Annotated in this window: 27 protein-coding genes, 1 tRNA gene and 1 pseudogene; 16 read left to right on the top strand and 13 right to left on the bottom strand. The window is 35.0% G+C overall.

Features of this window, described 5'->3' with window-relative positions; all coding sequences use genetic code 11:
- Positions 1-2 precede the first annotated feature (2 nt).
- Complete coding sequence (locus ACF3OC_RS10155) at positions 3-857, bottom strand: tetratricopeptide repeat protein (protein ID WP_094282697.1); 855 nt, start codon at positions 855-857, stop codon at positions 3-5.
- A gap of 183 nt (positions 858-1,040) precedes the next feature.
- Here ACF3OC_RS10155 and ACF3OC_RS10150 point away from each other — a divergent pair.
- Positions 1,041-1,128 (top strand) — tRNA-Ser (locus ACF3OC_RS10150).
- A gap of 380 nt (positions 1,129-1,508) precedes the next feature.
- On the opposite strand, the gene ACF3OC_RS10145 is transcribed toward ACF3OC_RS10150, so the two are convergent.
- Positions 1,509-1,799 (bottom strand): HigA family addiction module antitoxin, encoded by a 291-nt coding sequence (locus ACF3OC_RS10145; RefSeq protein ID WP_094282090.1) that lies wholly within the window; start codon positions 1,797-1,799, stop codon positions 1,509-1,511.
- Between the two features lie 36 nt (positions 1,800-1,835).
- Positions 1,836-2,147, bottom strand: a complete 312-nt coding sequence (locus ACF3OC_RS10140) for a type II toxin-antitoxin system RelE/ParE family toxin (protein WP_094282089.1) — start codon at positions 2,145-2,147, stop codon at positions 1,836-1,838.
- A 474-nt stretch (positions 2,148-2,621) separates the two neighbouring features.
- On the opposite strand from ACF3OC_RS10140, the gene ACF3OC_RS10135 reads away from it, so the two are divergent.
- The 4 genes from ACF3OC_RS10135 (at position 2,622) to ACF3OC_RS10120 (ending at position 5,071) form a co-directional block, all read left to right on the top strand.
- The gene (locus ACF3OC_RS10135; RefSeq protein WP_392469149.1) at positions 2,622-3,080 is read left to right on the top strand and encodes a GNAT family N-acetyltransferase; all 459 of its coding nucleotides are present in this window, start codon (positions 2,622-2,624) and stop codon (positions 3,078-3,080) included.
- Between the two features lie 88 nt (positions 3,081-3,168).
- Positions 3,169-3,618 (top strand): hypothetical protein, encoded by a 450-nt coding sequence (locus ACF3OC_RS10130; RefSeq protein ID WP_094282088.1) that lies wholly within the window; start codon positions 3,169-3,171, stop codon positions 3,616-3,618.
- Positions 3,619-3,745: 127 nt separating this feature from the next.
- Positions 3,746-3,904, top strand: a complete 159-nt coding sequence (locus ACF3OC_RS10125; RefSeq protein WP_218824002.1) for a hypothetical protein — start codon at positions 3,746-3,748, stop codon at positions 3,902-3,904.
- Positions 3,905-3,961: 57 nt separating this feature from the next.
- The gene (locus tag ACF3OC_RS10120) at positions 3,962-5,071 is read left to right on the top strand and encodes a YARHG domain-containing protein (RefSeq protein WP_392471593.1); all 1,110 of its coding nucleotides are present in this window, start codon (positions 3,962-3,964) and stop codon (positions 5,069-5,071) included.
- Between the two features lie 370 nt (positions 5,072-5,441).
- Here ACF3OC_RS10120 and ACF3OC_RS10115 read toward each other — a convergent pair whose 3' ends face one another.
- Positions 5,442-5,798, bottom strand: a complete 357-nt coding sequence (locus ACF3OC_RS10115; protein ID WP_144043749.1) for a hypothetical protein — start codon at positions 5,796-5,798, stop codon at positions 5,442-5,444.
- Between the two features lie 167 nt (positions 5,799-5,965).
- Between ACF3OC_RS10115 and ACF3OC_RS10110 the strand changes: the two genes are divergently transcribed.
- From ACF3OC_RS10110 to ACF3OC_RS10100, 3 genes are read left to right on the top strand one after another with little or no spacing between them, the layout of a single operon-like run.
- Entirely contained in the window at positions 5,966-6,424 is a 459-nt protein-coding gene (locus ACF3OC_RS10110; protein WP_094282086.1) for a hypothetical protein, read from the top strand.
- Positions 6,425-6,434: 10 nt separating this feature from the next.
- A complete protein-coding gene (locus ACF3OC_RS10105; protein WP_218823999.1) occupies positions 6,435-6,779 on the top strand; it encodes a n-acetylglutamate synthase in 345 nt (114 codons plus the stop codon).
- Between the two features lie 6 nt (positions 6,780-6,785).
- Positions 6,786-7,388: a hypothetical protein gene (locus tag ACF3OC_RS10100; RefSeq protein WP_144043748.1), complete on the top strand. Its 603-nt coding sequence runs from the start codon at positions 6,786-6,788 to the stop codon at positions 7,386-7,388.
- Positions 7,389-7,401: 13 nt separating this feature from the next.
- Here ACF3OC_RS10100 and ACF3OC_RS10095 read toward each other — a convergent pair whose 3' ends face one another.
- The 3 genes from ACF3OC_RS10095 to ACF3OC_RS10085 all read right to left on the bottom strand — a co-directional run bounded on the left by ACF3OC_RS10095 (position 7,402) and on the right by ACF3OC_RS10085 (position 11,760).
- Positions 7,402-8,562 (bottom strand): glycoside hydrolase family 130 protein, encoded by a 1,161-nt coding sequence (locus ACF3OC_RS10095; protein ID WP_094282084.1) that lies wholly within the window; start codon positions 8,560-8,562, stop codon positions 7,402-7,404.
- A gap of 107 nt (positions 8,563-8,669) precedes the next feature.
- Positions 8,670-9,320: a ligase-associated DNA damage response endonuclease PdeM gene (gene pdeM / locus ACF3OC_RS10090; protein ID WP_094282083.1), complete on the bottom strand. Its 651-nt coding sequence runs from the start codon at positions 9,318-9,320 to the stop codon at positions 8,670-8,672.
- The gene (locus ACF3OC_RS10085; protein ID WP_094282082.1) at positions 9,313-11,760 is read right to left on the bottom strand and encodes a ligase-associated DNA damage response DEXH box helicase; all 2,448 of its coding nucleotides are present in this window, start codon (positions 11,758-11,760) and stop codon (positions 9,313-9,315) included. The genes pdeM and ACF3OC_RS10085 overlap by 8 nt, the downstream gene beginning before the upstream one ends.
- Before the next feature lie 83 nt (positions 11,761-11,843).
- Here ACF3OC_RS10085 and ACF3OC_RS10080 point away from each other — a divergent pair, with 83 nt between their 5' ends.
- Positions 11,844-12,398: an NADPH-dependent FMN reductase gene (locus ACF3OC_RS10080; RefSeq protein ID WP_094282081.1), complete on the top strand. Its 555-nt coding sequence runs from the start codon at positions 11,844-11,846 to the stop codon at positions 12,396-12,398.
- A gap of 73 nt (positions 12,399-12,471) precedes the next feature.
- Here the strand turns inward: ACF3OC_RS10080 and ACF3OC_RS10075 are convergent, their stop codons facing one another.
- Complete coding sequence (locus ACF3OC_RS10075) at positions 12,472-13,110, bottom strand: carbohydrate-binding family 9-like protein (RefSeq protein WP_094282080.1); 639 nt, start codon at positions 13,108-13,110, stop codon at positions 12,472-12,474.
- A gap of 1 nt (position 13,111) precedes the next feature.
- Entirely contained in the window at positions 13,112-14,227 is a 1,116-nt protein-coding gene (locus tag ACF3OC_RS10070) for a phosphotransferase enzyme family protein (protein WP_094282108.1), read from the bottom strand.
- 222 nt (positions 14,228-14,449) lie between these two features.
- Here ACF3OC_RS10070 and ACF3OC_RS10065 point away from each other — a divergent pair, with 222 nt between their 5' ends.
- A complete protein-coding gene (locus ACF3OC_RS10065) occupies positions 14,450-15,769 on the top strand; it encodes a hemolysin family protein (RefSeq protein ID WP_094282079.1) in 1,320 nt (439 codons plus the stop codon).
- Between the two features lie 109 nt (positions 15,770-15,878).
- On the opposite strand, the pseudogene trxA reads toward ACF3OC_RS10065, so the two are convergent.
- Both trxA and ACF3OC_RS10055 read right to left on the bottom strand, forming a co-directional pair.
- Positions 15,879-16,174: pseudogene (trxA, locus tag ACF3OC_RS10060) on the bottom strand (thioredoxin).
- A gap of 95 nt (positions 16,175-16,269) precedes the next feature.
- The gene (locus ACF3OC_RS10055; protein WP_094282078.1) at positions 16,270-17,115 is read right to left on the bottom strand and encodes a glycoside hydrolase family 25 protein; all 846 of its coding nucleotides are present in this window, start codon (positions 17,113-17,115) and stop codon (positions 16,270-16,272) included.
- Positions 17,116-17,164: 49 nt separating this feature from the next.
- On the opposite strand from ACF3OC_RS10055, the gene ACF3OC_RS10050 reads away from it, so the two are divergent.
- Entirely contained in the window at positions 17,165-18,049 is an 885-nt protein-coding gene (locus tag ACF3OC_RS10050; RefSeq protein ID WP_392471589.1) for a bestrophin family protein, read from the top strand.
- A gap of 70 nt (positions 18,050-18,119) precedes the next feature.
- Here ACF3OC_RS10050 and ACF3OC_RS10045 read toward each other — a convergent pair whose 3' ends face one another.
- Positions 18,120-21,038, bottom strand: a complete 2,919-nt coding sequence (locus ACF3OC_RS10045; protein WP_094282077.1) for a leucine--tRNA ligase — start codon at positions 21,036-21,038, stop codon at positions 18,120-18,122.
- Positions 21,039-21,209: 171 nt separating this feature from the next.
- Between ACF3OC_RS10045 and ACF3OC_RS10040 the strand changes: the two genes are divergently transcribed.
- The 5 genes from ACF3OC_RS10040 (at position 21,210) to ACF3OC_RS10020 (ending at position 25,100) form a co-directional block, all read left to right on the top strand.
- Positions 21,210-22,088, top strand: a complete 879-nt coding sequence (locus ACF3OC_RS10040) for an ABC transporter permease (protein ID WP_094256409.1) — start codon at positions 21,210-21,212, stop codon at positions 22,086-22,088.
- Positions 22,089-22,112: 24 nt separating this feature from the next.
- The gene (locus ACF3OC_RS10035) at positions 22,113-22,361 is read left to right on the top strand and encodes a DUF3098 domain-containing protein (protein WP_094256408.1); all 249 of its coding nucleotides are present in this window, start codon (positions 22,113-22,115) and stop codon (positions 22,359-22,361) included.
- Positions 22,362-22,366: 5 nt separating this feature from the next.
- Positions 22,367-23,185 carry an undecaprenyl-diphosphate phosphatase gene (locus ACF3OC_RS10030; protein WP_094256407.1) on the top strand — a complete coding sequence of 273 codons (819 nt, stop codon included), beginning with the start codon at positions 22,367-22,369 and terminating at the stop codon, positions 23,183-23,185.
- Between the two features lie 186 nt (positions 23,186-23,371).
- The gene (gene truB, locus ACF3OC_RS10025; RefSeq protein ID WP_094282076.1) at positions 23,372-24,094 is read left to right on the top strand and encodes a tRNA pseudouridine(55) synthase TruB; all 723 of its coding nucleotides are present in this window, start codon (positions 23,372-23,374) and stop codon (positions 24,092-24,094) included.
- 25 nt (positions 24,095-24,119) lie between these two features.
- Complete coding sequence (locus ACF3OC_RS10020; RefSeq protein WP_094282075.1) at positions 24,120-25,100, top strand: bifunctional riboflavin kinase/FAD synthetase; 981 nt, start codon at positions 24,120-24,122, stop codon at positions 25,098-25,100.
- A gap of 102 nt (positions 25,101-25,202) precedes the next feature.
- On the opposite strand, the gene bshB1 is transcribed toward ACF3OC_RS10020, so the two are convergent.
- Positions 25,203-25,922, bottom strand: a complete 720-nt coding sequence (bshB1, locus tag ACF3OC_RS10015) for a bacillithiol biosynthesis deacetylase BshB1 (RefSeq protein WP_094256404.1) — start codon at positions 25,920-25,922, stop codon at positions 25,203-25,205.
- Positions 25,923-25,968 lie beyond the last annotated feature (46 nt).

The raw sequence follows: 25,968 nt of genomic DNA, 5'->3' as shown, positions 1-25,968 counted from the left end.
TATCAACGGTCTCTATACCAATTTTCTTCATAATAGTTTAGATAAGCACGGTATTGAGAGTCAGGTTCAGAATTTTGGACAACGATGACTTTCCATTCATCAAATTTGGGTTTGTCTTTGGCATGAAAATAACTTTGCGCCATATTGATGGCCATTTCTGCAATTTGAGTTTTATCAGATGCGAGTTCAATTCCTTTTCTATATACTTTTTCGGCTTCGGGAAGATTATTCAAGTGTTTTAAGGAGAAACCGAGTTCCCTATAATACCAGAAATTGCTGGGATTATTTTCTATGGCTTTATTCAAAACAATAACAGCCTTATAGAAGCTTCCTGTTGCATTATAGGCATATCCCAATTCAAATTCCAATCCCGGAAAATGCGGGTCTTCCTGATATGCTTTTTGGAGAATTGGTAGGGCTTTGATGCTAGCTCCTGCCCCATTCATCCAAGATGCTCGTTGCACCCGGTTTTGTAGGAAATCACTATTTTCCTTATACGTTTTCAACCATTCAGGTTGAGGATTCAGTTGAAGGTATTTTATTTGTTCATCATTCAGCGGCAGGACATCAAAAGTATTGGGATCGAGTCTTACCATAATATTTGAAGAGGTATCGAGTCTAGGAATTTTATGGAATTTATTGTTTTTATATTCCAGTTCGCCTTCATACTTGTAGGTATATCCGCTTTGTGGATCTAGGTAAATAAATCCTAGGGCATAGGTATTTTGTTTATCTTTTTTATTAAAAACGACCCATTGGTCTTCAGCATTATAAAATTTGGTTTCAAAAGCAAGATTTGATTTTTGTGCAAGGGCGATATTGAATAATGAAAATAGGAGGACAATGAATTTTTTCATGCTGAAAATGACTTTATGCTAAAGTCGGCATTAATAAGTAAAAAAGTAAATGTTGTAAATAAATTTAGGGGTTTTTAACGGAAAAACGGGTTAATTACGGCTGTAATAAAAATAATCGGGCTCATTTTCAGGCTAATAATAATTAAGTTTTGGAGAGCGTATAAAAATTTCTACTTTTGTCGCGGAGAGTTGGCAGAGTGGTCGAATGCGGCGGTCTTGAAAACCGTTAACTGTCACAGGTTCGGGGGTTCGAATCCCTCACTCTCCGCCAAACAAATCAAAGCCTCGCAATAGCGAGGTTTTGTTGTTTTTGAAGTTTTGCCAAACTTGTTTGAGCAAATTCTTCAAAAACAACAAAACATAGTGAGCACAGCGAACGGGCTTTGATTTGTATGAAGCCTCCCCCATCAAGGGATGGCTCAGGGATGGAGTGCGGGAATTGTGGGGCTGAGCCAATCCCTCCGTCCTCCTTCAAAAACAACAAAACAGAGTGAGCACAGCGAACGGGCTTTGATTTGTATGAAGCCTCCCCCATCAAGGGATGGCTCAGGGATGGAGTGCGGGAATTGTGGGGCTGAGCCAATCCCTCACCCAAGTAGTAATTGAATTTATTCAATAATCGAATATCCTGAAATTAATCAGTCAATATTTTTAAGCATACTCTTCTTCTCTTGCTTTCTGTAAATCCCAAGCCATTTGTAAGTTTAACCAGTATTCGGCACTTATATTAAGAACCCTCTCAAGCTTTACTGCTAGTCTAGGAGAAATATTTCTTTTACCTTTAAAGATTTCGCTAAGGTTAGTTGGTAAGATCTCCAGTTGCTGTGCAATTGTTTTCTTCAGCAATTCTCTGGCTTCGATCTCTTCTTGAAGAAAAATACCTGGATGAAACGCTTTAATTTTTAAAACATTTCCTTTGCTGTCGTTAATTGTGTAGTTCATATTCTGTTTTGCTCCTTTTTAGGATATGAATAAAGATTAGCCTTTGTAATGATTATTCAACTCCTCTATAAATAGGACATTTATTTGTCCTTCTTTATCTAATTTGAATATAATTCGCCAGGATCTATTTACTCGTATTGAGTATTTGCCATTATATTCGCCATAAAGTTTTTCAAAATGTAATGCTCCAATCGATCTTAGGTCATTTTCAGTAGGTACGGCCATTAATTGACTAATACGCTGAACAAATTTTTTTTCAACCTCAATTGGAAACTTACGTTTGCCAACAGTGTTTGGATAGCTACTAACCAAATTTGCCAGATAATCATCCTCGATGATAATATTCATCCCTTTTTACTTTTTCTTTTTTATCCAGGCTGTATATTCAAGGGTTTTGATTTATGTTCAAATAAAAATAACCATATTTTGGTGAATAACCAAAATATGGTTATTTAATTTGTTAAAGTTTTTATCGCCGAAATATTTCTTATTTATGTTAGATACCTGTAAATAATGCCCTCCTCCATAAACTCAGCAAGTTTAGGACTATTTACCAGCCCCTATTTTTCAATCTTTGCATTATATAACAATTAAAAACTATCCAAAATTTTAAAGACAAATAGGGATTAATCACAGGTGGAACAAGCGGAATGGGATTAGTTAAAGCCCAAGAATTATGCGGCTGAGCCCCCCCTCCGAAAATATTCCGATCATTCCCCTTTTCTTCTCCAGAAAACAGTTTTTCTTCCAGCAGATGCAATTGGTATAGATACAGTTGATATTTTGTTTAATTTTACAACAGCCCTCAGTAAATATATTAACATGATGCATACCGAGAACTTTGAAATTATCAAATATTCCGATACATATAAACAACAAGTTTTGACTGTTTGGGAAAAATCAGTTCTTGCGACACACGATTTCTTGACCCCAATTGATTTTAAAGAAATTAAGGAATTAGTCAATACAATTAATTTCAATGATTTTCAGGTATTTTGTTTAGTAAAGGAAAAAGGAATATCGGGTTTTATTGCTGTTGCGGATAAAAAAGTTGAAATGCTCTTTTTAGACCCAGGATATTTCGGACAAGGGCTAGGACAGAAATTATTAAACTTCGCAGTCAAAGAACTTAATGCAGACAAGGTAGATGTAAATGAGCAGAACACAAGAGCACTGAAATTTTATCAAAAATTTGGATTTGAAATTTTTGAGAGAACTGATAAGGACGAGCAAGGAAGAAACTATCCTCTATTGAGATTGAAATTAGTAGATCAACAATAGATAAATCATAAATTTTCAGTATAAAGGTTTTACATAGTAATCCAAAAAAGTTAATACAAAGAATAATTTCATTATATACCCTGTATCCATGCATATCGTTTATTTACCCAAGACTTTAATCGAACTTGAAAATTGGATGAAAGAAAACTGCTTCAACTTTAATAGTTATTCAATAAGCGGGAGTAGTATTTATGAAGGTTTTGGGATTGACAAATCAGACGGACTTTATGTATGGTATTATATAGAACGTGGACAAAAAGACAATTTGAAATGCTTCAAGACAGAGAGTGAAATTGTCGAATATGCTTTTAATCAGATTAAGTCTGACAAATGGGCAAGGACACATTGCATAGGTTTTTCCGCAGATATAAATAAAATAAAGGATTTAAAAAACATATTACAGTCAATGGAAATAACGTTTTTTGAAGATCAAATACCATATTATGGAATAGATAGACCTGTATATAGAATATTTGTATTGGGTTGCGACATAAAAAAGACAGAATATTTAAAAGAAAAATATTGGACAGCAAAATAAAAACTGTGTTTTTCTCGGGTAATAGTCCAAAAAAAATCACCCCCCTCCCTCCATAAACTCAGCAAGATTCGGATTTTCTACCAGCCCACACTTTTCAATCTTTGCATTATAAAACTAATAAAATACTATGCAAAGATTTACAGACAAGTACGCATTGATCACAGGAGGAACAAGCGGAATGGGATTAGCTACGGCTCAAGAATTCATCAACAATCTATCGTCTATTAATTTATTATTAAGTATTTTACTATTTTTAAAGGACAAGAAAGCGAACCAAATAATTTAAAGCAATGGGAAAAAAGGCATTGCTGGTCAAAAGGAAGTTCGATAAATCACAATATCTATGAAACGACATATTTTACTACTCTTTACTCTACTTCTACATTTGGGATTATTAGCTAATGATGGGGCCTATTTTGCTGCTGGAAATCAATTAATTCCAATTCTGGAAAGTGATATTTCTGTCCAAAAAGAAATATTGAAGGTCAAGAAGGTAAATAACAAGTTTATTGAAGTTTCTGTTTATTATGAGTTTTTCAACCCATCAGCGGCGAAGGAAATTATTGTTGGATTTGAGGCTATATCTCCTAATGGTGATGTAGATGGGGCTCCGAAGAAAGGATTGCATCCATATATGCGGGATTTTACGGTGATCATGAATGATAAGAAATTGAATTATGAAGTTGCTTATGTTGCTGATTCCTTATACAATAATGATGGAAAGATTAAGTCTATTGATTTAAAAACCTTTGATGGAAACACGAGCGGCAATGAAGTCGATTTTTTTTATGTGTATCACTTTAAAGCGATGTTCAAGCCCGGAAAGAATATTGTAAAGCATACCTATGTTTTCGATGTTTCTGGAAGTATTGATTACAATTATCATTTTGATTATGTCCTGACTGCTGCGAATAGATGGGCAAATAAGCAAATCGATGATTTTACTCTTATCGTTGATATGGGTGATTTTGAGGAGTTCAATATTCCGAAAACATTCTTCAAACAAAAGAATGATTGGACCATTAATGGGGTTGGCAAGATGAAGGATATTAAAGCTGATGTCAATTCAATAAAGGATAAGGATGCAGTTGAATTTTTCATCCAAAAAGGGGCTATTCAATTTCAAAAGAAGAATTTCAGACCAGAAGGTGAATTGACTATTTATGGTATTAATTATTATATAAATGGCCTTGAAAACAATGGTACGGACTTTTATCTACCGGTTTCAATTTATTTACAGGATAATATAAATATTGATCAACCATTAAGTTCTGTACAACGTAAAATAATAAGGAATTTACCGTATGCCCGCAGAGGATATGTATTTAATGATAAGGATTTAAAGGCGTTTTATGAGGGCTTGAATTGGTATATTCCAAATTCTAAATATGTGCCAGATGTCAATTCATTGACTAAGGCGGAACAATCCTGGTTGAAGAAATGGAAGGAATGATGGGGGGAGATATGGTTGCGGAAAGAATGTTCAATGATCATAACGGAAACTCCGTAGGAGTTTAATATTAGTAGAAATTTGGACAAGATAATTAGACGCCAATCCAATTCAATCGCTAAAGCGATTGAATTGGATTGGCGTTTTTATTTATTGATTTGCTTATTACTAATATTGAACCCCTCTGGGGTTCCTACAAATATGTCGCCCCAACGGGGCTATTTCATGTGAACTGATGTTTCTACAAACATATCGCCCCGCTGGGGCTATTTAATGTAAACCGATGGTGCTACAAATATGTCGCCCCTGCCCACCCCAAAATGCAAAAAGCTGATTTAACATAAATCAGCTTTTAATATTATAAAGGTAGATGTTATTTAATTTTTTGGAGTTGGATGGTATCTCCTTCTAGGATGACTAATTTTAGGATGTCTGCTTTAATCAGAAATGGAATTTCTCTACTTGCCGAGTCTATTATTATGCCTTTATGGGTTTCTAGGTCGAAATTATAGGTTCCTTCCCAAGCTGTTGTGTCATAGGTTGCATTGAGGAGACCGTCCTTTAAAAAATTTAAACTTAAATCGACGGTATCTGATTCTGTGCTGATCTGACCGCTTCCCTCCCATTCTGTTCCTACAATGTTTATTTCTTCTTGTACGTTGAATTCATCTTTAACACATGAAGTAAGTCCTAATGATAAAGCAAATAGTCCAAAAATCAGTTTTCTCATATCTAAACGGTTTTCAATATTTTGGTCTCCAAGAAACAATATTAATGCCAATATAAATAGTCGGGATAATAAGGAAATATTCATTAATTAATTGTAGATTACAATGTTTAATTCTGTGAAATAAATAAGTGTCAATTTCATTTCAAGATTAATTTCAAGCTAAAATTATGGAACAAACCTATGATATCTATTTACCAACTGGTCCTCAAAGGAGAAGAGACCTATTACCCATATGGATAAAATATTTTTGTTGGATATTTTTCCTGCGTGGCATTGGCATCGCTGTTCAGTATTTATTGTACCTGTTTATTGACTATCCTATTTCAGAAAGTATATTCGGCCTCAAAGGTTCGGAGGAATTTGACTGGCTTAGTATCTTAGTTTTCTGTACAATTGTTTTAAATGCTGTTGCAGCGTATATGTTATGGTTTGAAAAAGATCATGCGATGATTTTTGCGAAAACAATGGCATCAATTGGTTTTTTTATTTGTGTCTTTAGGATCTTTAATTTGGAAAATTTTGATTCTCGACTGGCTCCTTCCATTCGGATTGAAATTATCTTGCTATTGATTTACATGGTGCTCTTGCATAAAATTACGGATCTATGGAAAAACATGACGCATTAAACTGGAAACGATGTTAATGGTTAACTATCATAATAAGGTTTTTCGGACGATTGAGAATAGTCCGACTGGTGAAACGAATACTGAGACGGAATTCCATTATAAACAGATTGGCAATATTGTATTCGCCGAGTATTATGGTGGAAACATAAAATACGGTCATCTTATAGGTTTGGTAAGTGAGTACGGCACCATTGAGATGAGCTATCATCAAGTTAATAATCGAGGCGAAATGATGACCGGAAAATGTGAGTCAATTCCCGAAATCATGGCGAATGGCAAAGTACGATTACATGAAAGTTGGGAATGGACCTGTGCTGATTTTTCTAAGGGAAAGTCTATTGTAGAAGAAAAATAAGTGAAGATGAAAGATAATTCCATTAAAAAGGAAGAATTAAGAGAAATAATTGAGGTATTCAGAAGGGATTCTGATGTTACCAAGTTGGAAAGGTTCAAGTTGAATATTGCTCCGATTCCTAATAAAGGCTGGAGTTATGATAAGAATGCTTGGAATAGGGCTATGTTGATCCTAGAATTGTTTGAAAATAATGAAAGAGCAGATAAGCCACTTATTAAATGGCTATTGGATGAGGAGATAAAGGGTCAAGAAATTGATATTTTGTATTATGCTTTAGATGTCAATGCTTATTTATTATATAAGCATATGGATGCGGAAGATGTTTATCAGCTTTATAATTCCAAGTTTGGCTATGCTAATGTTTTTCACTTGGATGTAGAATTAATTTTCGGTTATGATCGGGAACAGATGAAGCAGTATTTAAAAGATACGATTGAGTCGAATCCTATGAATTCGGAAATATTAAAAACTATATCCGACTATGAAAGTAATCCTGATGCTAAATTTAAAACAAGATCAGAATACATAGAGTATTACGAGAATTGGAAAATCAAGCATATTAAAAATGACATTGAATCCAGCAGATCATTTATGGAAACTGGCAAATAGATTTGTTTAGCTTTTAACTTTCGGGAACAGGGTCAAAATCGGTTAATTTACTAGGGTCATAAATTGCTACTCCTACTTTCGAATCAGCACAACCATAATACAGGAACCATTTATTCTTAAAATACGTAAGTCCTTGTAGAAAAACAGTTCCATCTTTGTATTGCCCAGATTTTTCAAAATCTTCCATTGGTCTTAGAAAAGGGACATCCATGCGTTGGATTACTTCTGTTGGGTTCTTACTGGAGAATAGCACTTGTCCGGCGCTATAGGTTCCTAAATTAAAGCGAGGATCAGCTAAAACTTTATTATTATGATTTTTTCCATTATAAAGTAGTAATATACCTTTATCGGTCATTACTGCAGGTGGACCACATTCAGTTAGTGCGGAGTCAAAATACCCTTCTCTTGGCTTGATAAATTTGGCTAGATTTCCCTCTTCATTTAGAATTGGTTCCCAATTGATTAGGTCTGTTGATGTTGCACCTGAAACGCCATGTTCACCCCAATACATAAAATATTTACCATCAATTTTAGTGATGACTAGTTTATCATTTTTTATTTTGGTGACTATAGAAGCAGATTTATGACCTTCATTGAAAACTTTTTGATACTTGGCATTTCTAAAAATTGGGCCGTGTTTTTGCCAATTAATAAGGTCTTTAGAGGTAGCTACACCTAGGCGAGGAACATCTCGATTCCATTGGGTATAAAAAACGACATAGGTCCCATCTTCAGTTACCGCAAGCCGTGGATCCTCAATCCCACCTGGCCATTCAAATTCTTTTTGATCATCTTTAGCTGGGAATAAGACTGGTTCTTTATGTTGGGTAAAATGAATACCATCCTTACTTTCGGCGAGGCCTAATCTTGAAGTTCGGAAACCTATTCCTATCCCATATTTATCTTCAGCTCTATACAGTACATAAACTTTTCCATCCTTTACGACAGCCCCCGGATTGAAGGTGTCATTTTCCTCCCAACGAATCAAAGAATCACTCATAGGATCAAGAAACGTTGTTGTGGAGTCTGGGCTGATTATCGGATTTACGCCCTGTGGTCTTTCAAAACCTCCTAGTGTCCATACGATATCCTTTGTAGTTGCGACATCCGATTTCGTCGATACACAACTAATAAAAAGAAATAATAAAGCAATAGAACTTAATTTCCTTGACATGCTTTTCAGAATAAAATAGGTTAATAGAAATTTTGATAAACCGCTTTAGCAATTTAATAAATCTAAGATAAGAGATAAAATTGTTAATACAATAAGGAAGAATAAAATTAAACTTCTATTACACTGTCTTTTACAACTGCAAAGATTCGGTTATTTTTTTCTTTTTTCACCAAATGTAGGCCTGTATATTTACCAAATGCTGGCATTGTGAGTACTTTATTTTGGAGGAAGAAACAAGGCAAACGGAAGGACTGTCTTGCTGAAGTTTCGATTAAACATCCAGGATGGATATGTCCCACGATATTATACATGTAATCAGGTAGATCATTAAATGGTTCATGAGATAACACTATACCTTCAGAGAGGATAATACTTTCTCTGATTTTCAAATTCATATTTTGAAAATGGGATTGAGTCAGGATGTCATGATTTCCTTTTGTCAAAGTACAGGAGATAGATTGATTGCTGATGGTGTTGATATAGGTTTTTAATTTTTCCCAATCGGAATTCCAATCGGAATGAAATAGGTCACCTAGGAATACGATTTCCTTGAGGTCAAGATTTTGAATGAGTAGGTTTAAGTTTTCGAATTCTTCTTCAATTGCTGGTGCAGGAACAAAGAGACCTTCTTTTCTAAAATGGTTTAATTTTCCCAAATGCCAATCCGAAATGATCAACATAAAGTATTTGGGTATATAGATAACTTTTTGAGCGAGCAAAAATACTTCTAATCCATTTAATTCAATACGTTTAGCCATCTAGTAATTGATCTTTAAGTTTTTCGAGACGGCTTTGCCAATCTTCATTTGAATATCTTTCCCTAAAAGATTCGGCAAATATAGGGAAAGCGAAAGGAGTTAGTTTGAGAGGCTTGCTAAAAATAATTTTATGATTATTAATTCTGTCAAATGCTAGTTGCATACGACCTTCTTCAAGCTGAAAATCAAACACTTCATCATAAGCTTCACGGAGAAGAAGGTTTGAAGGGTCATATTCAGAGAAGACTGAAAAGAACAAGCCAGCATTTGCTTGCAAGTGTTTACTTTTCATTTGTTTACCTGGGAATCCTTGAAAAATAAGGCCAGCTATTCCGGCAATATCCCGGAACCTGCGTCTTGCCATTTCTTGAACATTTATGCCGGAATTAATATCCTGATGTAAATTAATCGGGCTAAATAACTTATTTAGTAATTTTTGGTCGATAGAAAAGTCAATATCCGTGAGGAGTTCAATGCCATATTCATTTGTTGCGATGGAGAAAGTTGCCGGTTTCATTAGGCTGAGCCTATAGGCAATAACTTGGGCCATTCCTTCATGAACCAGCTTTCCTTCAAAGGGATAAAAGAAAAGGTGGAAACCATATTTAGTTTTAATATACTCGACGAGTAATTCATCTTCTTTAGGTAAAGCGGACAGCGTTTCCTGTTCTTTGAATAAAGGTTTAAGGAATTTAATCTCAGGACTAATCCCCGTTGTTTTATGGATGCTTTTAAAGCTATGCCGAATGGCAACACCTAAGTCAGGAGAAATAGCAAACCTTCCCCCCATCCAAGAAGGGACCACACCTTTCTTTTTTTCAGAAGGTTTTACAATTGCATCATTAGCGATAATCTGGACCAATTCGAGTTGTCTACCTGAAAACCAAAATACATCAGCAATATTTAATTTTGAGATAAAAGATTCTTCAATTGATCCTAAGTACTTCCCAGACAGAAATTTCACCCGCATCATCAAATCTGAAACTATTGCACCAATGGATAGTCTATGTCGCATTGCTAATTTTCTAGAAGTTACCTTATACTTTCCATCTACTAAAACCAAGCGATGAAAATCATCATAAGCTTGTAAGGTTGATCCACCATGTATCAATAAGGCCATACATTGGTCAAATTCTTCTTGAGTAATCGATTCGAAGCAATGTGTTTGTGCTACTTCTTGTAAAATTTCATCGGCATAGAATCCATCCCCGACTGCGAGCGTCATGAGATATTGGATCAATACATCAAAAGAACGGATATATGGAATTCTGCTTTCCACAATATTTTCTTTAACTGCGAATTTTAGGGAATCACCTTCAATGATTTCCAATGAGTTTGTAGGGACATAGTAAATTATAGAAGTTGCATCGGGTCTATGTCCAGAACGGCCAGCACGTTGAAGAAAACGAGCAATTCCTTTGGGCGATCCAATTTGGATTACACAGTCTACAGGTCTAAAGTCCACTCCTAGATCCAGGCTACTGGTACATACGACTGCTTTTAGTTTTCCTTCGTGGAGAGCTTCTTCCACCCAATTACGGACTTCATCACTTAAGGATCCATGGTGAATTGCCAGCAGTCCTGCGAATTCAGGGTAATACGTGATTATCTGTTGGTACCATATTTCAGCTTGAGACCTGGTGTTTGTAAATATTAAGGTTGTTTGATATTGATTAATAATATCGACGACCTTATCTAACAACTTAATTCCAAGATGCCCTGCCCAGGGGAATTTTTCTAAATTATCAGGAAATACGGTTTGAATACTTAGTTTTTTATGAATATCAGCTTTTATTAAGGTTCCTTTTGAATAGGGGCCCAATAATATTTGTTTAGCTTCTTCTAGGTTTCCAATCGTTGCAGATATCCCCCAAATTTTGAGATTAGGATTAATTGCTTTCAATCTGCTAATCGCTAATTCAATAAGGACTCCTCTTTTAGAACCAAGTAATTCATGCCATTCATCGACCACTATAAACTCGAGGTTTTTAAAATAAGCCTGCCCCTCTTTGGTTGCCAAAATGAGATGTACACTTTCAGGCGTTGTGATTAAGGCTTGGGGAGGGTTTTTGCGTTGTTTTTGGCGTTCTGTTGTACTAGTGTCTCCTGTTCTAAGCTCGATATCATAATCTAATTCCAGGTCTTGGGAGACTTGTTTTGTAGCCTTAAATATTTCTTTGGATAAAGCTCTTAATGGAGTGATCCAAAGGGTATGAAGGGATTTTTTGGTTGGTTTAGATTGTAGTTTATTTTGTTGGGAATAATAATGGTCAAGTATACCAAACCAAATGGCAAATGTTTTACCATAACCAGTAGGTGCATTCAGGATTCCAGATTTACCATCAATAATGGCCTCCCAACAATCTTTTTGAAATTGGTGGGCATTCCAACCTTGGTTAAAAAACCAGACTTCAGCAAATTCGTTAGACAATTTAGCCATGTAAGATTTGAAAATAAGAATAATAAATATCTAAATAACTTTTTGGGAGGAAAATTGTTATTACTAACAACAAAGAAAATATTATGGCAAATAAAAAAATTGGAATATTTGTAGGGAGTTTGAGAAAGGAATCTTTTAATCGGAAGATTGCGAATTATTTAATATCTGCTTCCCTATCAGGTTATGATTTAAGTATTATTGAAATAGGACAACTACCTTTTTACAATGAAGATCTAGATCAGGGGAATCCACCATCCGAGTATGTAGAATTCCGGAAGGTAGTTTCTTCCTTGGACGCAGTATTATTTGTGACACCGGAATATAATCGTGGAGTTTCTGGCGTATTAAAAAATGCGATTGATGTAGCCTCACGTCCATATGGTAAGAATGTATGGGATGGAAAACCGGGGGCTGTTATCAGTTCTTCGATTGGCGCTATTGGTGGCTTTGGTGCTAATCATCATTTACGGCAATCCTTAGTATTTATCAATGTACCTGCGATGGCACAGCCCGAAGCCTATATTGGAAATGTGGCTTCAAATTTTGATGATTCGGGAAAATTGGTAAATAAAGATTGTCAGAAATTCTTGGATTCCTTTATGGCAGCATATAAGGAATGGATAGAAAAGTTTTTATAATAAGACCCTTATAGTAATGGGTAAATGTATGTAGGTCGGCAAGTTGAACCCCAATTCAACTTGCCGATATTTTTTATTCAAAATTTATTTTCCCAAAAAACTCAGGTAAGTGAAAGTTTGGTTTAGGGAAATCAATATTATTCCAAGCTACAAAATGAGGATTAGGAAGGCTATCCCCACATTTATAAAAGTTAGCTGTTGCAGATGAGCCGGATAATTGCTCAGAAGTCATAGCAAATAATGAAAATGGATAAGTCAGAATGATATTCCAGGTTTTTTTACTATTGATATTTTTCACCTGAGTGAAGGTATTAACCTTTAAAATATCCTCAGGTGTCAATCTATTTCTATTTTCTTTGTCTGAAGAGCCATATCCAATCAGTCCTGTTCCTAAGACATTAAATTCAGCATTATAATAGGTCTTACCTTGATCAAAAGAAATAAAGAATTCTACACAACTATCTTCCCAAATATTTTCATTTGGTCTGATATACTGCGCTTTGACAAATTCTTCGGTAATTTCATAATGCAAGATAATCGATTGACTATCATAAGCAATTTGAAATTTAGCTTCAGGGTTTACCGGAAATTCTTGTTTCCAAGGGCTTTGATCAATAGCATTCCACTCGAGTTCAGCTAATTCATTAGCTAATCTAGGATAATTTAAGTTTGTACTATCGAGATTGACTTTTTTTACTAAGAGTTCTTTCATGTTATTTAGACATTAGATTCTCAGCTAATATAGCGGTTAATTTATCGTGATTTATTTCGAGTTCATGCACCAATTTTAATTGAGCTTTAGTACGGACAAGGTTGTGTTCGGGGTAAGCAATTTTATAATAGGTATCACCATTGATATAATCAGTCAAGAATCTAACAGCTTGCATGTACGGTAATAAATGCACTGCCGGGATTAATGAATCTATTTCTGTATCCGTTAAAAACTCTTTGGCTTCAGATAAATAACCAGCGGCAAAAGATTGAAAGAGTGGTATATTGAGAACAATTTTAGAGACATCAGCTTCATCTTCAGCGGCTGAATTAATAATGGTACGGATGGCGTCACCAAAATCATAAGCTACATAACCAGGCATTACGGTATCCAAATCGATCACACATTGCACCTTATCATTTGCATCCAACAACACATTATTGAATTTGGTATCATTGTGAGTAATTCTTAGTGGGAGCAAATTTGAACGGCCTAATTCAAGGACAGTTCTCATTTTTTCTTCACGCTCAAAGATATAATCTAGAAGCGGTTGCACAGCCTCTACTCTATTGACTGGGTTATTTTTTATAGATTCTCTTAGATTGTTAAGTCTAAATTCAATATTATGGAAATTAGGCAATATTTCTACAATATTTTGGGGGTCGAGGTCACTCAATTGCTTTTGAAATTGGCCGAAAGCCATTCCACCGGAGTAAGCTTGTTCTTGGGTTTCAAGGATATCATAGGAACGGGTATTGGGAATTAAATGAAATACTCTCCAATAATCACCATTATCATCTTGGAAATAATTTTTATTATCCAATGTTTGCACGATAGTCATTGTTCTTTTAAGCACTTCATTTTCACCCAAATGGGCTAATTTTTTCTTTAAATGATTACAAACGCATTCAATATTATTCATTAGACCATCTACATTTTGGAAGATATGATGGTTAATACGTTGCAATAAATAAAGGTTATTTAGGGGGCTACTGGTTGTAATTTTGAAGGTATCATTAATATGGCCTGATCCAAAAGGGACCGAGTCTATGATTTCACCTTCAAGTTTAAAATTCTTCGCCGATTTGATGCTATTTTCAGTTTTTTTGGTTGACATTATTTCAAATTCATTCAACATAGTATGTATCTGAATGCAATATCAATAATAGGAATCAATAAATAAAATCTTTTTTATAATCAAACGGTTGCATAATAAAAAACAATTCAATTAAAAAAAAGTATTAATTGCTGGTTGTTGACTTGCTTTTAAATAAATTTTAATCCATCATTGAGAAGAAAATTTCGTAATTTGCTAGAAGAATAGCGTATTTAATACCATATGGTCACGGAAATAGTAATAATTCTTATTTTAATAGTTTTAAATGGAATCCTATCAGCCTCAGAGATAGCGATTGTATCGAGTAGAAAGGCGAGATTACAAGCCGCGAGTTCCAAAAACAAAGGTGCTCGGACAGCCTTACAGTTAAAAGAAAATCCAAATAATTTTTTATCAACAGTTCAAATTGGGATTACCCTGATCGGGATTCTTACGGGATTCTTTTCTGGAGGTACCATATCTGTTTATATTGCTGAGCAACTTAACAAAATAGAGGCATTGGCACCTTATAGCAGCCAGGTTTCTGTTTTGCTTGTTGTATTAATCATCACTTATTTATCGTTAATTATTGGGGAATTAGTTCCCAAGCGGATTGGAATGGCGATACCAGAAAAATATGCATCGTTTATTTCAGTACCGATGAATATCCTAAGTAAAATTGTGAAACCATTTGTATGGTTGTTAAGTGTTTCGACGGAGTTCATTGTTAAGATGTTAAATATCAAGGTCAATCAGAATGCTGTTACGGAGGAAGAGATCAAAGCCTTGGTTGATGAGGGAGTTGATAGTGGTGCGATTGAGGGGATTGAGCATGATATGGTGGATCGGGTCTTGAGTTTAGGCGATAAAAAGGCCATTAATTTAATGGTTCATCGAAGTAAGATCACCTATCTCGATATCCAAGATACCTTTGATGAAAATAAAGCATGTATCATCGCTGATGAGCATACCGAATACCCTGTTTGTGATGGGAATTTTGATCATGTAATAGGTTTGGTTCATGTCAAGACTTTATTAAAAGAATATCTGACTACCAAGGAGATGGATTTGAGTAAGTTAGTCACTCCTATTCCATTTGTCAATGAAAACACCTATGCCTATAATGTTTTGCAAACATTAAAGATGTCAAAGGTATTACAGGCGGTTGTCGTGGATGAATACGGGAGTCCACAAGGGATTATTACCATGACAGATATTGTTGCCTCCTTAGTTGGAGGTTTTGATTCACCCGAAACAGAAGAAAAGAAGACCATCCGAAAACGAGAAGATGGCACCTATGTGATTGATGGAAGTTTTCAGTTAGATGATTTTATTGAAATGTTTCATTTAGATCTAACAGAAGATGATGAAGATGAAATAGGCAATTTAACAACAGTTGCTGGATTAGTCTTTTTATTATTGGATCATATTCCGGAGGAAGGCGAAAAAGTTATTTATAAAAACCTGGAATTTGAAGTTCTAGATATGGATGGTCATCGTATCGATAAATTGAGCTTAAAAGTGAAGGACCCCTCCAATGACGAAACTGCCAATATAGATTAGGAATAAGCATAATCAAAAAAGGAAAGCAGATACTGTGTATCTGCTTTCCTTTTTTGATTCAATTTGATCAGTAGTAAGATTTAATTACTATCCAATTCAGATTGATATGTTAAGAGAATGAATTAATAATTTTGATCAACTCATGTTTTGGTTGTAATCCACTTTGTCTCCATACTTGGTTACCATCTTTATATAAAATTAGAGTTGGTACCCCTTGGACATGAAATTTATTGGCGACGGTTTGATTTTTATCGATATCAATTTTAATAATAGAAAGTTTATCACCCATTTCATCTTTTACTTCTTTCAAAATTGGGCAAGCATTTGGCAAGGTCCACACCAAGCAGCGGAGAAATCTATCAAAACCAATGAATTCTTTTGTAATATTTCGTTAAATGAGGCCATTATTATTCGTGTTTAATATTTAGAATGAAATCCAAGAATAAAAATTTTATGGTATAAATTTAGGAACAAAAAAACTGATGTCCAATCCTAGGATATTATTCAAGGCTAAGTTTTTCGAGTTCTTCAATATTACCATTAAAGAGATTAAGATCTACAGGTCCTTTGATACCTTTTACTGTACCTTTTTCTGAGAATTGCCAAAAATTCCAGTGTTTTTTTGGTTTTTCAATCCAGAAATTATAGTTGGCAATCCATAAGGTATAGTCTGCAAATTCCTTTTCGAGGAAATCTGCAAAGTATTTATCTCCTGAGTATAGAACAGGTTTTATTTCATAATGTTTTTCCACAATCGTTAACCATCTTTTGAGTCCTGTTTTTAAACTATCCATAGATTGATTTCTTGGCATTTCTTCAATATCCAGTACAGGTGGTAAGTCTCCAGGTTCTAATTCAACGGTTTTAATAAAATTATTGGCTTGTTTTATTGAATTTTCATTAGGTCGGAAATAATGATAAGCTCCTCTAAGCTTATTTCTATTTTTGACTTCTTTCCAATTCTGTTTGAATTTACTGTCCTTAGCCTTTTCGCCCATCGTAGCTCTTATATAAATAAAATCGATTGGGAACTCATCATTAATGGTCAGGACTTCAGACCAGGAAATATTTCCCTGGTATTGCGAAACATCGATTCCAAAGATTTTATCATTATGTCTTCGCATCAATTCAATATTACGGATATCAAATTTGCTATTATCTTCGGCAACCATTTTGTCTTTCTCAAACCATTTTATCATCAGATAGGATAATCCTGCCCGATGTTGCCAAGCAAAAATTGCTATCACCAATAATACAGGTAATGCAATACTCCAAAACAGTAATTTTCTATTTATCTCTTTTTCAGAGACAACTTTTTTCTTGACTGTTTTGCGGTTTTTTGTCATATTGCGTGAAAATAGGCTATTTCAAGGTTATAGTCAAAAAAAATATTCAATGATTGTATACAACCCCAAGGACTGGTTTAAAACCATATCTTATTTACACAACAGTAAAATTTTCAAGCGTCTCCTTCCCTACTTAATAATTTCGGTTTTGGTATCCTGGGCATTAGCATATTGGGAGTTAGAATATTTAAAGTTATCCGATCGGACATGGATGCGAAATTTTACGACTGTTCATAATTTATTAGGGTTTGTATTATCCTTACTCTTGGTTTTCAGGACGAATACAGCATATGATCGCTGGTGGGAAGCCAGGAAACAATGGGGTGCATTAACAAATAGCAGCCGGACCTTAGCTATTAAATTAAATGCATTTTTATCTCCAGAAGATAAGGTAAGTCGTAGTTTTTATAAGAAATCTATTCCTCTATTTGCAGAGACTTTATTTAATTATCTCCGGTCAGACTATACGAAGTTTATGTTAGACGAGGTAGAGCATCCGGAATTGAAGGATTTGGATGAAAAAAAGCATGGTCCCAACCAAGTTGCGGGATTAATATATAAAAAGACAAACATCCTCTATGCCGAGGGTAAAATTACTGGAGATCAACTGATTGTACTTAACAAAGAACTTACATCACTAACAGAAATCACAGGTGCATGCGAAAGAATAAAGAACACTCCGATTCCATTGGGTTATAGTGCTTTTATTAAGACCTTTATAGTATTGTATACAGTTACACTGCCAATAGGGTTAGTATTTTCAATGGGGTATTTTGTTGTTGCTGCAGTTCCATTTATCTTCTATGTATTGGCCACTTTAGAAATGATTGGTGAGTCCATTGAAGAACCATTTGGAGGTGATTCAGATGATTTACCCATCGATAAAATAGCAGCCAATATTAAGAAACATTTTAATGAATTGATGCAGGGATAAAATTTGCAGTCAATAAACAAAGAAAGGGATGATATTCATCCCTTTCTATATATTATCTAAATAATCTTGATTAGACTACCATATTGATAATCTTTCCTTTTACGAAGATTATCTTTTTAACCGGTTTACCGTCAAGTAGACGTTGAACATCAGAATTTTCGTTTAATACAGCTTCAACGGCTTTTTGATCCAAATCTAAAGGCAATGGAAGATTCATTTTCATTTTACCATTGATAGATACAGGATAAGCGAATTCACTTTCTACTAAATATTCTGGCTTAAACTCTGGGTATTTAGCATAAGAAATTGAACCGGCTTCATTACCAAGTTTAGCCCATAATTCTTCAGTGATATGCGGAGCATACGGTTCTAGGACGATCAAAAGATCTTGAAGAATCTTACGTTTGTTCGTCTTAAGGTCGGTCAATTCATTCACACAGATCATAAAGGCCGATACAGAAGTATTGAAAGAGAATCGTTCAATATCCTCTTCAACTTTTTTGATGATCTTATGCAGTGCTTTGTATTCCGCTTTAGTTGGCTCCTCATCCGAAACCTTAAAGTTTCCTTCAGCATCATGGAATAGGCGCCATACCTTACGTAAGAATTTATATACACCTTCAATACCATTTGTGTTCCAAGGTTTTGCTTGTTCCAACGGTCCTAAGAACATTTCGTAAAGACGAAGGGTGTCAGCACCATATTGTTCAACTATATCATCAGGATTGACAACATTTTCATATCTTTTTGACATTTTTTCAGCTAATGCTAAGCATCTGAATCCAGTCAAATAAAAATCCCAAAAGCCATCTTTGAAATCAGAGTATCTTTTCTTTGCTTCTTCAATATTCAAAACATCATTTTTCACTAAATTAACATTCACATGAATTGCTGAATAAGTAAAAGTCACAGTCGAGTCAAATTTTTCAGGTATAAAATCGAATAAATTATACCGTTCTCCAGAAAAGCCTACTTGATTAATTCTTGCCATTAGATAATTATATGTGTCTAAAGTTGATCCCTTATAATGAATTCCATAAATATCCTCTGAAATAAAAATTGGTTTAAATGATTTTCCATTCAAATCATTAAATTTTATTCTATGAATTAAGGAGGAGGTACCTTGAATCATACCTTGGTTAATCAACTTTTTAAAAGGTTCCTCTTCGTTGTGATATCCCAAATCTTTCAGGAATTTATTCCAGAAGCGAGAGTATAGCAAGTGACCTGTAGCGTGTTCAGAACCACCAATGTATAAGTCTACTGCTTTCCAATAATCCACAGCTTCTTTTGAGGCGAAATTACTTTCATTTTGAGGGTCCATATAACGGAACCAATACCATGAAGATCCGGCCCAACCCGGCATAGTACTCAATTCATATTCGTATTGATCTTGGTATTTCCAATCTTCAGCACGTCCAAGAGGAGGTTCTCCAGATTCAGTAGGTAAATATTTATCCACCTCAGGTAATAATAGAGGTAATTCATTTTCCTTAATTAAATAAGGCAAACCATCTTTAAAGTAAACCGGTACAGGTTCTCCCCAATACCTTTGTCTTCCGAAGATGGCATCACGCATACGGAAATTAATCTTAGCCTTTCCTAAATGAAGGGATTCTAGTTTTTCAATTAAAGCAGGAACAGCTTCTTGATAAGTCATTCCATTGATAAAATCAGAATTGATATATTTCCCATCTTTATTAGGGTCGGCAGCTTCACTAATATCTTGAGAATCAGAAATAGGAACGATTGGTAAGTTAAAGTGTTTAGCGAATAGATAATCACGTTGATCCCCTGAAGGCACAGCCATTACAGCTCCTGTTCCATAGCCCGCTAATACATAATCAGCGATCCAGATTTGAACATCTTCACCAGTAAGCGGGTGTTTCGCATACGAACCAGTAAAAGCGCCAGAAACGGTTTTGGTATCGGCTAAACGATCAAGTTCAGATTTCTTTGAAGTTTTATCTATATAAGCCTCAACTTCAACCTTTTGGTTCGCTGTAGTTAAATCAGCAACTAATTCATGTTCAGGAGCCAATACCACGAAGCTAACTCCATAAATTGTGTCAACACGCGTGGTAAAAACTTCAATATTTTCATTTAATTGAGGAACTGGAAACTTCACACTTGCACCAACGGATTTACCAATCCAGTTTCTTTGCATTTCCACTAAAGGCTCTGGCCAATCAATGGTATCTAATCCACGAAGCAAGCGGTCAGCATATGCTGTAATACGCATAGACCATTGCATCATTTTCTTTTGTTCAACAGGATATCCCCCTCTTTCAGATACTCCATTGATTACTTCATCGTTAGCCAATACGGTTCCTAAAGCTGGGCACCAGTTTACAGTACTTTCTCTTAAGAATGCTAATCTATATTTTAGAAGTTCAATTTGTTGATCTTTTTCAGATAAAGCTTTCCATTCGGTTGCTGTAAATGTTAAGACATCATCATCAGATTCAGCCTTAATACCAGTGGTTCCATTATTTTCGAATTTTTCGATTAGAGAGGCAATCGGTTCAGCTTTGTCAGCTTCTTTATTATACCAAGCATCGAAAAGTTGCATAAAAATCCACTGAGTCCAACGGTAGTAATTAGGTTCAGAAGTACGCACTTCTCTAGACCAGTCATAAGAGAATCCGATATTATCTAATTGTTCTCTATAGCGATTAATATTCGCTTCAGTTGTAATTGCGGGGTGTTGACCAGTTTGGATGGCATATTGTTCAGCTGGTAATCCAAAGGAGTCATAACCCATTGGGTGCAATACATTGAAACCTTTTAAACGTTTATATCTTGAGAAGATATCAGAGGCAATATAACCGAGCGGGTGTCCCACATGCAGACCAGCACCCGAAGGGTAAGGGAACATGTCCAAAACGTAATATTTTGGTTTTTCAGTAGATTCAGAAGTTTTGAAGGTCTGGTTTTCAGCCCAAAACTTTTGCCATTTTTGCTCGATTGATTGATGGGTATACTCCATTATAATTTATAAAAGTATGGTACAAAGAATTGCGAAATTAGCGAATTTAGGGTAAATTCGGTATAAAAGTTTTTTATTCTATACAATAAATTCAGATATTCGTTGTTAGAAAATTAGTATTGGAAAAAAATAAATCCTTACTTTCGCAAGGATAAACGCAGAAACAAATATATGTCAGTGATCGAACAGGGTTCACCAAGGAAAAAAACGAAATCAGTATACGTATCTACCGTAATCAGTATTGCACTGGTTTTATTGATGACAGGTCTATTAGGATTAATTCTAGTCCATGCAAAAAATCTATCTCGTTATGTAAAAGAAAACATTGTTTTGAATGTTATTGTAAATGATAATGTAAATGAAGGGGATGTTTTATCCTTGCAGAAAGATTTGGAGAAAGATCCGTATGTATTGCGTTCAGAATATGTGAGTAAGGAACTTGCGGCCAAAAATCTTAGGGAGGATTTAGGGGAAGATTTCGTGGAGTATTTAGGAAGAAATCCATTATTACCTTCGATTGATGTTTATATGAAGGAGCAATATGCGAATAGTGATTCGATACAGACCTTTATAAATAAGATTGGCAAGAATAGTCGCATCAAGGAGGTCGTTTATCAGGAATCTTTGATTGACATGGTGAATAAGAATATTCGCGTTATTAGTATTGTCATCTTAGCTTTTACGGTTATTTTATTAATTATTGCGATTGCATTGATTAACAATACCATTCGATTAGCTATTTATTCACAAAGATTTTTGATCAAGAGTATGCAATTAATTGGGGCGACCAAAGGGTTTATCCGTCGACCATATATTTTATATGGGATTGCACATGGTTTAATTGGGGCATTGATTGCTATATTATTATTAATCTTAACGCTACAATTTGCGCAGAAACAAGTCCCTGAATTAGTTTTTTTAAGAGACTGGTTTGAATTTGCGATGATATTTGCGATCGTACTTGGATTGGGGATTTTAATTTCAGGTATGAGTACCTATTTTGCTGTTACTAAATACTTACGGGCTAAATCCGCTAGTTTATATAGATAGATCAATTGTTAATCAATTAAAGAAATGAGTCAAATTAAGAATGTAAAAGGAACCCCATCTCAGGCATCAACTGCGGGATTCGTATTTAAGAAGATAAATTATCAATTATTCATATTGAGTATTGTTTTAGTTGCTATAGGCTTTATATTAATGATGGGCACAGAGGATATTTACAGTTTTACGAAGATAACCTTGGCCCCTATTGTAGTTGTTGCAGGTTTTGCTTTAGGATTTGTGGCTATATTATATAAACCTAAAACGAAAACAAACTAGCAATAATGAGTTATTTAGAAGCGATAATCCTAGCTATAGTTGAAGGATTAACAGAGTATCTTCCCATTTCCTCTACGGCTCACATGGGCTTTACTGCAGCATTGATGGGAATGGAAGAAAGTGAATATCTGAAGATGTTTCAGGTATCTATACAGTTTGGTGCTATTCTTTCGATTGTAGTTTTATATTGGAGGAAATTCTTCGATTTCAAAAACCTTAAATTTTATTACAAGTTAGCAATTGCAGTTATACCGGCTTTAGTTTTAGGGAAATTATTGGATGACAAGATTGAAGCGGTGTTAGGCAATCAAATTGCAATTTCTACGGTATTAGTATTAGGAGGAGTTGTCTTATTATTTGTTGACAAATGGTTCAAGAATCCGAAGATTACAGATGAGAAAGAGATTCCGGTAAAGAAGGCGTTTATTATTGGTTTTTGGCAATGTTTAGCGATGATGCCGGGCACTTCAAGATCAGCAGCATCTATTATTGGTGGTTTGACTCAAGGCTTGGATAGAAAAGCTGCGGCTGAATTTTCCTTTTTCTTGGCAGTTCCGACGATGTTAGCAGTTACAGTTTACTCGATATTCGTAAAGACCTGGGCAGAAGGCACGGAGCATGCTCAGAAAGGATATGAGATGATTATGGCGAGTAATGAAAATATTATTATTTTCATTATCGGGAATGTTGTTGCGTTTATTGTCGCCATGATTGCTGTAAAAACCTTTATTTCGGTTTTGACCAAATATGGGTTTAAGTTTTGGGGATGGTACAGAATTGTGATTGGGATAGCTTTATTGGTATTCTTTTATACCACTGGATAAGAAATAGATTAAGGAATAAAAAATATTAAGAAGGACCAATTTGGTCCTTTTTTCATTTAATAATTTCGTATATCTGTTGAGCTTCCGCTGACATCCAAAAAATATTTCTATTTTTGCAGAAAAATTACCTAGGGATATTTTGTACAAAATGAGTTGTTTTAAAATATTCAAGAAACAAAAGGATAAATGAGCGAGAATTTAGAAGGGCAAGCTAAGCCAAAGTTTACTTTTGCAGAGGGAGAAGTATTATTGATAGATAAACCATTGACATGGACAAGTTTCGATGTTGTGGGAAAATTGAGGAATAGTATTAAGCCTTTGAAAGTAAAGGTAGGCCATGCTGGCACGCTAGATCCACTGGCGACGGGTTTATTAATAGTGTGTACAGGTAAAATGACCAAGCAGATTGATGGATTCCAGGCGGAGGATAAAGAATATACGGGAAGTATTACCTTGGGTGCCACTACCCCATCCTATGATTTGGAAACCGAAATTGATCAGACCTTTGATTATTCATTTATTACAGATAAAGATATTTTTGAAACGGCAGCAAGTTTTGTAGGGGTTCAAGATCAATATCCACCGGCACATTCTGCTATCAAGATAGGTGGAGAACGAGTTTATGAGAAAGCTAGACGAGGTGAGGAAGTAGAGTTAAAGGCACGTCGAGTTGAGATCATGGAGTTTGAGGTAGAGAAAATAGAATTACCAAAGGTATATTTTCGGATTAAATGCAGCAAAGGGACTTACATACGTTCCATTGCGCATGATTTTGGAAAGAAATTAAAATGTGGAGGACATCTATCTTCCCTAAGAAGAACAAAATCCGGGGATTTCAATGTAAAAGATGCCTGGGAACTAACTGAATTAATTAACCAAGTAAAAGAATTAAAGAACCAGGCGGTTTAATAATTCAAACTTATAGCAATAAATAATGAAAATTTACAGGAATCTAGATGAATTCAAACCATTGGATTATGCTATTGTAACGATAGGAACATTTGATGGGGTCCATGTAGGTCATCAGAAAATTCTAAATAAGTTAAGAGAATTAGGGAAGGATAATACTGGGGAGACTGTCCTATTGACTTTCTACCCACATCCAAGACTAATCATCAATCCAGATGATGATAGTCTGCGATTAATAAATGACATTGAAGAAAAAGTAGAGCGGTTGAATTTAGCGGGCATAGACCATTTAATTATCACTCCATTTACCAGAGATTTTTCGAATCAAAACCCAGAGGAATACATTTCAGATGTCTTGGTCAATAAAATAGGCTGTAAGAAAATAGTTATTGGTTATGATCATCATTTTGGCAAGGACAGAAAAGGTACTATCAAGGATTTAATTCATTTTTCTGAAATCTTTGATTATTCGGTAGATCAAATTCCAGAGCAAGACATTGAGGATGTTGCTGTATCATCAACGCGTGTAAGAGAGTCCTTGATTAAAGGGGACATCATTACGGCTAACAAATATTTAGGTTATCCATTCGAATTAACAGGAACTGTTGTTAAAGGCGACCAAATTGGCAGGGAGATAGGTTTTCCAACGGCTAATTTACATATCCATGAATCGCATAAATTAATTCCAGCTTATGGAATTTATGCAGTTGAGGTTGAGATTTTCCCAAAGACAACAGAGATAGTGACCGGAGATTATTTTGAACCTGTTCCTGAGCGAGTTGTTAAGGGTATGTGTTATATTGGTACCCGACCAACGATTGATGGAATGAATCGTAAGATTGAAGTCAACCTATTGGATTTTAATGATGATTTATATAGCAAAACGATTCGTGTAAAGTTTCTTGAATTTATCCGTCATGACCAGTGGTTCGAAAGTTTAGAGCTAATGCAAGAGCAGATTAAGAAGGATGAAGAAGCTATACGTGGTTATTTTGAAAAAAAATAATTCATTTTTCTAGAATGATATTCATAAAAAAAGGACCTTAAATTGGTCCTTTTTTTTATGAATATCATATTTTTCAGAAAGCTAGTCTTCCTAACATCAATATTAATAAAGCTCGAATAAATCTTTTACTCCCAAGATTTTCCTACTTGTAAATCCTTCAGCATACTTAACCTGGATAGATCTTCCAAATTCGTGTGCTCTTGCCTTAGTAGAATCCATAAAGTCAGGATTTGAGATATAAGTTTGAGGTTCATCATCTTGATTTTCCACGTTGAATTGGGAAGTATAAGCCAATATTGATTGTTCTTTAATATCCCAATATTCTGTGATATCAATTAATATATCGGGTTGAATATATTTATCCTGAATTAGTTGCAATTGCAGTCTAGGGCGAAAAGGTTCTTGGGATTGACCATCCAATTCGGTTTCGATTCTGCGTAGACCTGCCAAGAATAAAGCATCATTTACGAGTTTGCTAGCTCTACCATGGTCTGGATGACGATCTTCCCACGCATTTGTGATTACGATTTCGGGTTGAAATTTACGAATCGCCTTGATTACTTCTCTTTGACCTTCTTCATTATTTTGGAAAAAACCATCTCTCAATTTCAGGTTTTCGCGAACTGCGACATTTAAGATTTTAGCGGCATTTTGGGCTTCTTGGGCACGAATTTCCGCTGTTCCCCTGGTTCCCAATTCTCCTAAAGTTAAATCAACAATTCCTACAGTTTTTCCTTCGGCAACATATTTAGCAATAACCCCTCCTGCGCCTAGTTCAGCATCATCAGGATGTACAGTCATAACAAGTAAGTCTAATTTCATGAGATTGTGTATTAAGTACAATACACAAAACTACTAAAAAATACTA

The sequence above is a fragment of the Sphingobacterium cellulitidis genome (genome assembly GCF_043187465.1).
GTDB classification, from domain to species: Bacteria; Bacteroidota; Bacteroidia; order Sphingobacteriales; family Sphingobacteriaceae; genus Sphingobacterium; species Sphingobacterium cellulitidis.
The sequence above is the reverse complement of the archived record's forward strand: the minus strand, read 5'-3'. Positions and strand labels throughout refer to the sequence as shown.